General features: G+C 45.3%; 9 protein-coding genes. All 9 read right to left on the bottom strand.

Annotated elements, in window-relative coordinates:
- Positions 1-11 precede the first annotated feature (11 nt).
- The 9 genes from galU to FIU82_RS02050 all read right to left on the bottom strand — a co-directional run bounded on the left by galU (position 12) and on the right by FIU82_RS02050 (position 12,191).
- Positions 12-887, bottom strand: a complete 876-nt coding sequence (gene galU / locus FIU82_RS02090; protein WP_152440207.1) for a UTP--glucose-1-phosphate uridylyltransferase GalU — start codon at positions 885-887, stop codon at positions 12-14.
- An 84-nt stretch (positions 888-971) separates the two neighbouring features.
- The gene (locus tag FIU82_RS02085; RefSeq protein ID WP_152441443.1) at positions 972-2,090 is read right to left on the bottom strand and encodes a nucleotide sugar dehydrogenase; all 1,119 of its coding nucleotides are present in this window, start codon (positions 2,088-2,090) and stop codon (positions 972-974) included.
- Positions 2,091-2,156: 66 nt separating this feature from the next.
- A complete protein-coding gene (locus FIU82_RS02080) occupies positions 2,157-2,858 on the bottom strand; it encodes a SapC family protein (RefSeq protein WP_152440206.1) in 702 nt (233 codons plus the stop codon).
- Positions 2,859-2,867: 9 nt separating this feature from the next.
- Positions 2,868-4,580, bottom strand: coding sequence for a tetratricopeptide repeat-containing sulfotransferase family protein (locus FIU82_RS02075; RefSeq protein ID WP_152440205.1), 1,713 nt, complete (start codon positions 4,578-4,580; stop codon positions 2,868-2,870).
- A complete protein-coding gene (locus FIU82_RS02070) occupies positions 4,570-6,486 on the bottom strand; it encodes a nucleoside-diphosphate sugar epimerase/dehydratase (RefSeq protein ID WP_045980472.1) in 1,917 nt (638 codons plus the stop codon). Before FIU82_RS02070 ends, FIU82_RS02075 begins: the two co-directional genes overlap by 11 nt.
- A 134-nt stretch (positions 6,487-6,620) precedes the next feature.
- Entirely contained in the window at positions 6,621-8,879 is a 2,259-nt protein-coding gene (locus tag FIU82_RS02065; RefSeq protein ID WP_152440204.1) for a hypothetical protein, read from the bottom strand.
- Between the two features lie 264 nt (positions 8,880-9,143).
- Positions 9,144-11,156: a secretin N-terminal domain-containing protein gene (locus tag FIU82_RS02060; protein ID WP_172972690.1), complete on the bottom strand. Its 2,013-nt coding sequence runs from the start codon at positions 11,154-11,156 to the stop codon at positions 9,144-9,146.
- On the bottom strand, positions 11,149-11,622 hold the full coding sequence (locus tag FIU82_RS02055) for a hypothetical protein (protein WP_152440202.1): 474 nt from the start codon (positions 11,620-11,622) through the stop codon (positions 11,149-11,151). Before FIU82_RS02055 ends, FIU82_RS02060 begins: the two co-directional genes overlap by 8 nt.
- Positions 11,619-12,191: a hypothetical protein gene (locus tag FIU82_RS02050; RefSeq protein WP_152440201.1), complete on the bottom strand. Its 573-nt coding sequence runs from the start codon at positions 12,189-12,191 to the stop codon at positions 11,619-11,621. The genes FIU82_RS02055 and FIU82_RS02050 overlap by 4 nt, the downstream gene beginning before the upstream one ends.

Raw genomic sequence — 12,191 nt, 5'->3', positions numbered from 1 at the left:
ACTCCTTCGCTTTAAATACTCTTGAGGTGTTCCGAGAAGTCCGCACCTAACTCAGGGTGTTGCTGGGCATAGCGTACAAACGCCTTTAAGTACCCCAACTTGTCGCCGCAGTCATGAGAAATGCCACTCATGCGAAATGCCTCGACCGCCTCTTGAGCTATCAGCATATCAATGGCATCGGTCAATTGTATTTCACCACCGGCACCAATAGGTGTTTTTCTTAGCAGTGGCCAAATATTGTGAGACAGTACATAGCGACCGACAACCGCGAGGTTAGACGGTGCGTCTTCGACTTTAGGCTTTTCTACCATAGACTTGATGACTGCACTCTGACCTGGTTCAATTTGCTCGCCATTAATATCAGCAATACCGTACTTACTAACGTCCTGTTGCGCTACGGCCTCAAGCATAATTTGACTGGTTTGCGTATCCTTAAAACGGGCAATCATTGCCGCCAAGTTTTCACTGGTTTGGTCGGCACTGTATTCGTCTAAGATGACATCCGGAAGAATAACAGTAAAAGGCGCATCACCTACGACTGGCTCAGCACACATAATGGCATGGCCTAAGCCTTTGGCCTCGCCCTGGCGTACGCCAATAATGGTCACGTCGTCGGGGCAAATAGAGCGTACTTCTTCAAGCAATTGGCGCTTAACCCGTTTCTCCAAGGTCACTTCCAGTTCAAAGCTGGTATCAAAGTGATTTTCCACCGAGTTTTTCGATGAGTGAGTCACTAAAATAATTTCTTTGATCCCCGCTCGCACACACTCATTGACAACGTATTGAATAAGCGGCTTATCAACAAGAGGAAGCATTTCTTTAGGGATAGCTTTGGTCGCGGGAAGCATGCGGGTGCCCAAGCCCGCAACGGGGATAACGGCTTTCATAAAAGTCCTTGAAATAAAAATGGCTAGCAATTGCTAACCATTCTAATATCTTTTTAGGGCTAAACACCAGTGAGAAACAGCTTGCTAATCGGTGCCAAAAATATCTCGTGTATACACTTTATCTGTTACATCGTTTAAAGACGCAAACATCCGGTTGGCAACAATCACATCAGCATGAGCTTTAAAATGCTCTTCGTCTCTAAAGACTTGAGAATTAAAGAAGCTATCTTCTTCGAGTGTTGGTTCAAAGATAATTACTTCGACCCCTTTAGCCTTAATACGCTTCATCACTCCTTGAATCGCTGAGGCCCTGAAATTGTCGGAGCCCGCTTTCATGACTAAGCGGTAAAGCCCAACTACTCTGGGTTTTTTAGCCAAAATAGACTCAGCAATAAAGTCTTTACGGGTGCGGTTCGCTTCAACTATCGCTGAAATCAAGTTATTCGGCACATCCTGATAATTAGCTAAAAGTTGCTTGGTGTCTTTCGGCAAGCAATAACCGCCATAACCAAACGACGGGTTATTATAATGATCACCTATACGCGGGTCTAAGCCAACGCCCTCGATGATCTGACGGGTATTCAAGCCATGCGTCTCTGCGTAGGTGTCCAGCTCATTAAAATAAGCAACCCGCATCGCCAAATAGGTATTTGAGAATAGCTTGATAGCCTCGGCTTCGGTGGAGTCAGTTAGCAGCACCTGAATATCCTGCTTTTTTGCCCCTTCAACAAGCAAATCAGCAAACGATTGCGCGGTTTGTGAGCGCTCACCCACAATCACCCTTGAGGGGTACAAATTGTCGTGAAGCGCTTTGCCTTCACGCAGAAACTCAGGAGAGAAAATGACATGTAAGCCGGGAAATTGCTCAGCCACACTTTGCGTGTACCCCACCGGCACGGTCGACTTAATCACCACGACCGCATTCGCAGCATAAAGCTGAACATCGGCTAATACCGACTCCACAGAGCTCGTATCAAAATAGTTGGTTTGCGGGTCATAGTCCGTTGGTGTTGCTATCAAAACAAAGTGCGCGTCGGCATAAGCCGCTTGCTTGTCCGTAGTCGCGTGGAAGCGAATATTGGCATCACCTAGGTATGCATCAATATCGGCATCAACAATGGGAGAGACGCCCTTGTTAAGGGCCTCTACCCGGCCTTGGTCTATATCCAACGCCACTACCTCATTGTGTTTGGCCAACAACATGGCGTTAGACAAACCTACATACCCTGTGCCAACGACAGTAATCTTAGTCAAAACGACAACCTTTCCTTACGCCGACTGGTTTTCTAATAAACTAGGTAGGTGCTCTAGTGACATAATCATTGCGTAGCAGTGATACAACACACCCAGTTTTTTAAGTTCGATGTACTTACGCTGTGATAGACCTTCGAGCTTTTTCTGGTTAAGTACGAAGAAGCTTTGCAGTTCTTTTTTCTCACCTAGCGACTCAACCACCAACTGACGAGGCTCAATTAACTCATATTCCACTAATAGCTTAGTAAATTCACGAGTTTGATGTTGCTGCTGGGTGAAGTGTATCAAATGCTGTTTACGGCCTTTAAGCGCCTCGGTCTCAGAGCCATCATCATTAAACATGGCGACGGTAGACTCATCTTCAGCACCGGCGATCAGCTCGCTTTGCATATCAACCGCAACAATATAATCATTGCCCTTAGTTTGGCTGAGTATCAACGGTTGATTAAACAGCGCTAATGGAGTGTGCTTTGCTAGCCACTTGCCCTGCTCAACGAAGTTGTTGCGCTGTGGCTCAAGCGAAAACAATGCAAAAGGGGCCAACTCACCATTACTTTGGCGTAAAAATACTAAAGGAAACTCGGCTGCTAGCTTTGGCATCTCCGATAATACAACCGGCACAGCCTGCTGCTTCTCTAGTGAATTCAGTGGTAAGTCTTTTTTAATTCGTAAATTTTTATGCGTTTGGGCATTTAATCCCTGAAATTGACGAGCCATTGAATGCTCCTACTTGTCGTCAAATGATAAAGAATAACCGTAGTGAGCGGCTATTGATTCTAATTGTGGCGCGTATGGCAACAATTTATCTGCATAATTATGCCATGTATTGATAGATCCTTTATAGAGCTTTTGCGTTACTTGGTCTTTTGAAGCTGAGGTCACATGCTTTTTCTCGCGTGCAAACTTATCAAACTCTTTGTAACTGTCATCGGCCTCAATACCAATAAAGTCGAACACCTGCTGCATTTGATTGTCGAAATCTTGCACCAAGTCTTCGTATTTTATTTCTAAGAAGCTTTGCTGGGCGTGCTCTTTAAACTCTAACCATAATGCAAAGACTGAAGAGTAAAGTTGTACTGCACTATCCAAGGTTAATAGCAAGTTATTCATGCGGTTAGCTGCAAAATTTTGCTTAAAGCAACTTAACAGCACATCGAAAGGATGGCGTATCGGAGTGATAAACTTAGCTCTGGGGAATACAACAATGATAAAAGGTATCAGCAACGTATGATAAGGCGATTTATCTACTATCTGCTCTAGTTGAATATTCTCATCGCCAAAATAACGACGGGCAAAATCTAAATAGACACCACGCAATTCGTCAATTTGCTCAGCAGTCAGCTTATGAAGATCTGTTTCGCAACTTAACCCTAGCGTATTTTCCATGTAATTAATCGTTTGTGCCAACGCATGGGATTCGCTAAGCACATATAATTGCTGCTGGGTATCGAGCACTGTGTCTAGCAATGTCGTACCAGAGCGAGGGAAACCGCCGATAAAAACAGGGGATTTGCTCGTCTCCGGGCCATGTTGACGACTGAGACTTGCTTTTAACTGTTTTAAAGCATCATTGAATTGAACAGGTTTTTGAACTCTACTTTGCAAATGAAGTTTAGCCGCTCCCTGAATCAACTCATAAGCGCGTTGAAAATCACCTAACTTATCGTAAACCCGGGCCATATCATAATTCACCATGGCGTGATCGCCACGTCGAATCTTTTCATACTTGCTTTTACACTGGGCATAATCGCCTTTGTGAGCCAAGAACAAAAGCTCTGCAACCCTATCTTCTAAAGTAAAAGGCATATTCAGCTGATAAAGCAATATCTCCGCTTTATCTAAATACCCTTGATGCAAGAACAGCTCTACTAGCTCCGCGCGATTTATCGCACTGGGGTCCAACCTTATACGTTGTAGCATCTGCTCAGCCAGCATATTGGCGTTGTCTTTTTGCCCTAACTCCAAGTAAGCTTCAATTAACAGCTTCGCAGCGGAAAAATATGACCCTTGTTCATTGAGTGCAGGCTTAGCCAATTCGATGACCTTATCGTACCACGCGCCTTTTTTATGAAGCTCTGCGAGGGCCAAGCGTGATGCATTGGCTGCGCTGCCACCACTGAGTGCAATTGCTTTTTCATAAAGTTCAATCGCTTTTACTTCATTAAACTGTGCGAGGGCTATCCGAGCCTGCAAGTTTAACTCTATCGACGTTGGACTTTTGAAAACATGCAACAACCGGTGCAAAGTCTGAGTTGCCTCGGTGTAACGCCCTAACTGAAACTGCGCTTCAGCTAGCAGGTAATATACTTCACGAATAACATTCGGGTTTAGTTTTAGAATTTTTTTAATGGTCGCGGTACAGGGCTTATAATTTTTGCTATTAAACTCTTGCTGAGCTTTGCCCCATAGCTTATCTATTTTTTGTTGTTTAATTGACATAGTTTGATTCGTATTTCTTTGATGATGTCCACAGCAAGTCGACTAAATTACTTTGTGGTTGGTACTCCAACGGCGCCGCTAATAATATGGCTCTTACTTGCTCACAATCAAATTGATTGCATGCTAAGCGCAGCTGCTCTAAAGTCACACGCAATTGTGAATAAGGCAAGAACTGCTCCTGAGCGGTCATAATACGCTCATGAGTTGTGCCTTGTACATTATCCCCAATCAAAAGCTCTTCATACAGTTTCTCGCCCGGGCGCAACCCAGTGCATTGAATCTCAATATCCCCATAAGGGTTGGCGTCATCACGCACTTCTAACCCAGACAGGTGTACCATCTTGGTTGCTAAATCTTTGATTTTGACTGGCTCACCCATGTCTAATACAAACACATCACCGCCTTGTCCCATCGCGCCCGCTTGTATCACTAACTGTGCCGCTTCTGGGATGGTCATAAAATAGCGGGTAATATCGTAGTGGGTCAGGGTTATAGGCCCGCCACTGGCGATTTGCTTGCGAAATAAAGGCACTACAGAGCCGGAAGAGCCCAGCACATTGCCAAAGCGCACCATACAGAAGCGCGTTCCCTTTTGGTGCTTGGCAAGGGCTTGCAGGATCATCTCTGACATGCGTTTACTGGCGCCCATGGTATTAGTGGGGCGAACCGCTTTGTCGGTCGAAATTAACACAAAGGTTTCTACTTTGTGCGTTATAGCGGCTTGCGCGGTATTGAGGGTTCCGAATACGTTATTCTCCACCCCTTCTATGGTGTTGTATTCAACCAAAGGCACATGCTTATACGCTGCTGCATGGTACAGGGTTTGTACATTGAAGTGATGCAACACTGAGCCGATGCGCTCGGCATTTTGCACTGAGCCGAGAACAGGGGTAATAGTACAATTAAGGTTTTGCGCTTTCTTAATACCGTTTAACTCTTTATCTATGCTGTAAAGGTTAAACTCTGAGGCTTCAAATAAAATTAGCTGTGTGGGTTGCTGAGCAATAATTTGACGGCACAGCTCAGCGCCAATAGAGCCGCCAGCGCCGGTAACCAGCACCACCTTGTCACGAATATTGGCCTGCATCAGCTCAGGGACTGGATCAACGGCGTCGCGACCCAGTAAATCGGCGACATCAACCTCGTTAAGCTCGTCAATGCGGTGCTTACCGGCAACAATATCGGCAATACAGGGAATGGTCAGCACTTTAATACTGAGTGGCTCAAGCCCTGAGAGAATCTGTTTACGTTTAGCGCGAGTGGCGCTGGGAACCGCTAACAGTAATTTGGTTGCACCCTTACTTTTTATTAGCTCTGGGAGCTGATCACGGCGATAAACGTTAATGCCCATGATCATCTGCCCCTGTAGGCTGGCATCATCATCAATAAAAGCGGCGGCATGGTACTCACCACTATTTATCAGTCCGGTGGCCACTTGGCGTCCGGCAGACCCAGCGCCATAAATAATCACCGGTTCAGCCCCTTGTAATTGCTTGGCAGAGATTAGCGCGCGAATAAAAACCCGGCTCCCACCAACGCCTAACAACAAATAACAGGCATAAATTAACACCGATGGCCAGGTAATGGTCGAAGGTAGAATATGGGAGAACACATATAAACTCAGGGTGCTGGCTAGGCTTGCGCTGAGCACTACGCCCACAGCACGGCTACTGATATAGCGCAGTACCGCACGGTATAAACCAATGCGAATAAAAATAGCTAAACTGGTCAGTGATACTGCAGCAAGCACAACCCAGTTCGCCGGGGTTGCCAACGCCGTGGTAATCGGCGATATCAGTGCAACAGCGCCCCAAAATGCGGCAACGATAAAACTTAAATCAACAGCAAGTGTAAATAAACGTTTGTGGGATTGGTGTGCACCCAGTAATGGTTCAAGAAAAGACATAACGGTTATTTGATTGGCCTCGAAATCCATTTATGCGGCGGCAAGTTTAGCGCCTGCGTCATGAATTTGCAATGAAGGCAATAAAAAAGGCACCCGGGGGTGCCTTTTTTTCTAAGTTAGTTACCTAACTTAAATTACTGCCATTGACGGCCATCAACTGTACGTGAAGTACAAGTTTCTGTTTGAAGTGTGTCGTCGAACGTATTTGGAGATACGCTGCCGTCACGAGTGTCGCTGTACTTACAGCTAACTTCTTCAGTTTGGTTGATGAAGTAAAGAACTGGTGAATCGGCACGGCCGTTCGGGTTCTTGTTCTGTGCAGCAACGTGTACTTTGTTCTGCGCAGCTTCAACAAGTAGCTCGATTTCGATGTGATAGTTAGTCGCAGCATCTAGGCCTAGGCTCTCGATGATGTGCTTACCGTCGAACGTTAGGTGACCTTCAGCAGGAACGTGACCTAGTGATTCGATATCGAACGTGTAACCGCCTTCTAGACGACCAGTTGTTGCATCAACAGCAGTTTGGTAATCACCAGACTCAAGTACTGCAGACGCTTTGTTACCTAGCTCACCAAGGATAACTTTAGCAGAAACGTTTGCTTCGTTTGCGCTTTCGTTAACAATCTTAACTACTGAAGACCAATCGTCAGCATTGATGTTGTATAGGTAAGGGATTTTCGCCTGTAGACCGTTGATAGTCCAAGTGTGCGTTTTACCTTCAGCGTTTTCGCCTACTGGTACTACATAAGTACCTGAAGTTACTTCACCAGCGTCTGCGCCGTCGTCAGTAACAACTAGCTCAGCCATCCAGTCAACTGCGCTGTCAACGTTAGGGTAAAGAATAGTTTCACCGTCTACGTTGATTTCGAAGTCTTGGTTAGTAAGAAGGTTTAGACCTGAACCGAAGTCTTGGTCACCAGTAGTCCAAGAACCGTCAGCATTCTGAGTTAGTGAAACTGAACCAAGAGTTACAGATTCAACAGCGTCAGAGTTCTCTTCGTCTAGACGCTTAAGTACTAGTTCGAAAGAGTCACCAGCGTCAAGCGTGATACCGTAGTCAGCTTCGTTTTCTAGTACAACGTCTGCACGAGAAACTTCTAGGTCAGTATCACCAAGGCCAGCGCCACCTTCAGCTACGAACTGAAGACGTGAACCAGCGTCAGCTTCTACGTCGATTTGTGAAGTTGCTTCATCTACAGTTAGTGCAAGGCCTGAACCGATAGTTACAGCAGGAGCTTGACCAGCGATTGCAGCAGCGATATCAACACCTGCGGTGTTTTTCGCTTCTGGGATTGAAACGTTAATTTCATCACCAATTGCTGAACCTTCAGTTACTACGAACTCAACTGGCTCGTACTCTGTGCCTGAAGGAAGCGCTAGGTATAACTGAGTGCGACGTGGAAGTGCTTCACCAGAGTTGAAAGATAGTGAAACATCTTGAGTAGACGCAGTGAAGCTATCGCCATCAGCGTTAAGTACTTCGTTAGCACCGTCAGTGTAAGCTAGACGCCATACGTCATCAGCTGTTTGAGCAACACCGTCAGTACCTGGACCTACGTATACGAATTCAACAGCAGTTGCACCGCCAGCGATTGCGCTGCGTGAAGTGCGGTAACCGTCAAGAGCAAAACGTGTGCCGTTAGCTACTGATACAGTGTCTAGCTGTACAGTTACGTAGTCTACGTCGCCATCATTGTCTTCGTCAGCATAGTCGAAAGACTGACCTACTTCTACGAAGCTACCAGTGTCAGCGTTAGCAGTAACGAATGCACCAACACCTAGGATAGTAGTAGTGTTAGCCGCGTCGTCAAAAAGTGCTGCAGGAGCTGGAGCACCAGCATTTGAACCTACTGTAGGAGCAGCTGTAGCCGCACCGTATGCAATTTTACCAATTGCATTTGCAGTTTGAACGTTGTTCGCGTCGAAGTAAGTGTAGCCGATAGTGTCTACGTTCTGCGCCAACAATTTGATTGAGTTAGCAGTGCTAGGATCGAAACCACCCGCAGTGCCATCAAGTTGGAAGCGAAGTGTGCCTTCATCCGGAAGCTGTACGTCTGTTGCGTAAGCAATTGATACAGAAGGGCGTGCTGAAGCAGGCATAGGACCAGCGAAAGTAATATCGCGCTGTGAAATAGTCGCATTGCCGTCATCACGTACATACACTTGGTCAACAGTTACATCGTCGCTTGGGATGTAAGAACCACCATTAGTTTGGATACCACGCGCTACTGGCACAGAGTTAGCAGTAGTTGGGTAAGTTACGCCGTTAACGTCATCGGCAGGAAGACCTACGCGAGAGTCGTTAACAACGATTTTAGCTGCAGCGTTAACAGCAAGAGGTGTCGCTAGCGCACCTGCAACTGCTAAAGAAAGCAGAGCTTTATTAAATTTCATTATATTCTCCTTGAATATTCGGAATATTTTGGTTAACCAAAATGCCCTTTGATCAAATTAAGGCAACTATATTTAAGCCAGTTCTGACAAAGGTGTCAAACACTTTTTCGTTATGGTGATAACTTAAATACAGGCCCGTACAGTAAAACAATCGATTGTGAAATACAATCTATTAACAGTAGAAAACGTTTGTTTGCCGTTTTTTTAAGCAAAAAATTTCCTAAACCTTAATCACAACTTAATAACCCATTGAATTCAAAAGACTTATTCAACTACCAAACTTTTGAATTCTTGTGTCATCACGTCGAGTAATTCGTTAATGTGGTCATCGCTGCGAATAATACGCGGCGTCAACATAACAATCAGCTCGACCCGGTTCGAACTATCACCTTGGCTCTTAAAAAGATTACCCAACAAAGGTAAATCACCTAGCAGTGGCACTTGCGTGGAGCTGTCCGAGTTATTTTCACTGATTAAGCCCCCGAGTACGATGGTTTGGCCATCACGAGCTAATAGCTCGGTACTGAAGCTACGGTTAAGAATGATGGGTGAGTCGACCCCAGATAATTTGTTTTCGCCGGCCTCGGACACAGACTGATTGACCTTTACACTGATCACCCCTTGGGCATTAATGGTGGGGGTCACACTCAAGGTTACACCGGTATTACGGTATTGAACATTTTGCACTACCCGGTCTTGAGATGAATCTAAATCAGACGAGGTCTGTGTTAATAACGGGATCTCAGTACCCACGTTAAGGTTTGCCGACGAGCCATCTTTTACCAAGATACGCGGCTTCGATAAAATATTAACCCGAGACTGGCCCTGCAAAAAGTTAAGCGTTGCCGAGTAATCCACCCCTGAGAGCGTGTAACTCAAGCCGCCACCACTGAAATTGAGCAAACTGCCCTTACCTGGGCTGTCTTCATTTACTAATGCACCATCGGCCAATGACCAATCAACGCCATAGCTAAAGTTCCCTTCCAAGGTCACCTCGGTGATTGCGGCTTCGATAAGTACCTGCCCCGGTAGAATGTCTATTTGCTCTATAAGCTCAACAACATCGTGATACTTTGACGGTGTGGTATAAAACATTAACACGTTTTGATTTTTATCTACCGCCATGGAAATATCATCAGACACATAACCTTCTTGACCACCGCGACCCCGGTTGCGGTTTTGTGTCTGTTCAGGTTCTGCAGACTCCTCTAGCCCAAATAACTGCTTTAAGCTCTCGCCTAAATCTTCGGCACGAATATTTTTAGGGAAATAAGTAAAGTAGCGGCGACCATCACTGGATGTCGGTACATCCAGTTGCTCAGCCCAAAACTCAATACGCTCTAACAATTTTTGCGAGGAGGTATGCACTAATATTGAGCGCATACGTGGCATAGGTGTAACCACGATACTGCCGGATGTAGCTAAGCCCTCGGCATCCATTACGGTGGCTAATTGTTCTTTGAAGTCTTCAGGCTTAGTATACACCAGCTCAATCAAGCGAATGTATTTACCACGCGATGATGGCTTATCAAAAGCGTTGACTATTTTTATAACCTGCTCAACCTCTTTATATGTACCTGTTATTGATAACGCGTTTTGGGTATTGTTATATCTAAAGTCTGCATTAGTCAGGGTTTTGATGATACGCGTAAGCGAACCATAATCGACATATTCTAAGGGTACAAATTGTAAAATTTGACCATCTGTTTTTGGAATATCAGAGAGTTGACGCCCAGCGCCTAGTGCCAATCTGCTTTGCGCATCACGTGGGCGCGGCATCACGAACAGCACTTCATTACGCGGCTCGATAATCATATCTTTATCAAGCAGTAGGTTCACCGTAATTTCATACAGCTTTTCTTTGCTTACCCCTTGCGGCAAATTTAAGGTGATGGTGTCGCGCGACTTTTGCAATTGGTCATCAATCACATAGTTCAGGCCTAAATTTTCGCCCATGACTAGGTGTAAAAAGTCAGGCAGTGCGAGCTGGTTAGCTGACACATTTACAACGGTATCCTTGTCCTCAATAGGTGGCACAAATACCGATGTATCATTATTGAACTCTTTCGCATCGTAGGGAACTGGCTGTAAAGACTTAACTTGGCGCTGCCTATCTGAATCTTGATACTTTACTGTTTGCTCTTGTCGCTGTTGCTGCTGTTTGGCCAACGCTGACTTCGTAATCTTCACAGGCTCATGCTGCTGCTCTGTCATTGCACAGGCACTTAACATTGCGAGAGTCATCACGCTTAATGCAAGACTTCGAACTCTAACCATTATTTTCACCATCAAAAATTTTAATTTCTGCCTGTTGCTCACCTTGGGTGAATACAACCTTATTCAGGGTAATTGCGCTTACATCAAACCCAGCAATTTTTTGCCCTTGGTTGATTTTCTTTAAGCTCCCTACTTGCGTCAGTGGCTCTTCTAAATTTTGCACATCGATAAGCGCGATTAATTGCTGCTCTTCGAGGGAAATAGCCTTAAGTACCACTTTATATTTACCTAGCAAGGTTTCACTTGGGCCTTGTACAACCGGGGCTTGCTCTTGCTCTTCAAGCTCTTTGCCAAAGATATCATATTCAAATTGATGCTCGGCAAGCGCCTGCTCGGCGGGTTGCTGCGGAGCACTGAGCTCGTAACTATATTCTTTCGGAGCATGCTTTACCGTTAATACATTTGAATATAAGTCAAAGCCTATCAATGCAACCGCAAGGCCAGCTAATACAAACTTGAGATTCATGACTGCTCCCGGTAATAGGCGACAATACCTATATTGATACTCAGCTTGTCATTGCGACCCATTGAACGGACAAAGAAATCTGTTACCAATAGCTTGGGCGTGTTTTGCTCTAACTTAGACACTAAGTCCATAAAGCCTTGCGAGCGACCATCCAAGGACAGCGATAACTTGACCGCTTTAATATCACCTTTCAAGGCAATAGGTTGCCAATTCGCCCGCTCTTGATCCAATTCGAGTTCATCGAGAATAGGCTCAAGTTTACGTTGTAGGTCTAGCTGTAAAGATTGAATGCTTTTAGTTTTAAAAATATGCTTATCAACAGCGCTAATAATCGATTTTAAATCTTCCGTAGACTGCTGATAGTCATCTTTAGCCTGCGACACTGAAGCGATGTCTCTCAATTGCAAAGATTGAGACTCAACCTCCTGCGCCAACTCCGCTCGCCACTCAAATAAAGGCTGCACAATAAACTTTGCCGAAGCTAATAGCAACACTAGATATAAGTACATAGCTTGCTTGCTGGGTACCTGCTTTTTCTCTTTCAGGTAATCGATAAATGACGGCACCAT

The sequence above is a fragment of the Pseudoalteromonas sp. THAF3 genome (assembly GCF_009363775.1).
GTDB classification, from domain to species: Bacteria; Pseudomonadota; Gammaproteobacteria; order Enterobacterales; family Alteromonadaceae; genus Pseudoalteromonas; species Pseudoalteromonas ruthenica.
The sequence above is the reverse complement of the archived record's forward strand: the minus strand, read 5'-3'. Positions and strand labels throughout refer to the sequence as shown.